This is a genomic window from Altererythrobacter sp. KTW20L, assembly GCF_023501975.1.
Lineage (GTDB): Bacteria > Pseudomonadota > Alphaproteobacteria > Sphingomonadales > Sphingomonadaceae > Alteraurantiacibacter.
The window spans coordinates 1-1010 of record NZ_JAMFLH010000029.1; the positions used below are offsets into that span (position 1 = coordinate 1).

Sequence of the window (1010 nt, forward strand, 5' to 3'; positions counted from 1 at the left end):
GGTCGCCGGTCACATCGACATTGCTGTCGAACGTGGCATCGCCCGTCACGTCGAGGGTGTTGTTGACCGTGGTCGCACCGTTCAACGTGGTGGCTCCACTCACCGCCAGCGTGTTGTTCACCGCAGTCGGGCCGTTCAACGTGGTCGCACCGTTGGAAGTGAGGCCACCGGCACCCGCCACGACGCTGGCACCCGAGATCGTGCCCGAAGCGGTCACGTTCTGGCTGTTGACGTTGGTGGCGTTCACCGTGGTGATGTTGCCGGTTCCGGCAGTCACCGTGCCGAAGTTGCCATTGGCGCCGAACACCGTGCCGGTGGTGGTGCCGACATCGCCCGACAGCGTGGTGATGTCGCCGGACTGGGTGCTGATATCGCCGGTGGTAGCGGCAATGTTGCCCGCGCCGGTGGTGATGTCGCCGCCGCTGGTGCCGATATCGGCACCGTTGGTTTCCACACCGCCATTGAGCGAGGACAGGCCAGCCACTGTCAGTTCGTCACCGATATCGACGCTGCCGCTAAATGTGCCGTCAACCGCCGAGACATTGCCCGAGAAGGTGCCGTCAACCGCCGCGACATTGCCGGCAAAGGTGCCGTTGCCCGCATCATCCAGGGCAAAGGTCTGGCCGTTGGTGCTGTCGGTAACGGTGACACCCGCGTTATCGACCACGACCGTAGTGGACGTATCGCCACCGTGGATGGTGACGCCTTCCTCGGCAATGTCGATATAGCTTGCGCCAGCCGAGTTGAGGCTGAGCGTGCCGGTGGCCGAGGTGACGCTGTCAGTTTCGACATCGCCTGCTGCCAGGGTTCCGCCGACATCGGCGTCGCCCGAGAAGGCGGCATTGGTGGCACTCATGTCGCCACCCGCATTGATGTCGCCCGCAGCGTTGATGTCACCGGCAAAGTTGCCCGCTTCCACGTCGGTCAGGCGGGTATCGAGATCGGCAACGTCGGTTTCCAGCGCGTCTATGTCGGTGGCGTTGGTCGCGATGTCCGTGGCGTTGGTCGCA

The 1010-nt window shown here is 64.0% G+C and carries 1 protein-coding gene; it reads right to left on the reverse strand.

Annotated elements, in window-relative coordinates:
• On the reverse strand, nt 1–1010 hold a 1010-nt coding region (locus M3P36_RS15055), incomplete at both ends, for a beta strand repeat-containing protein (protein WP_249704526.1).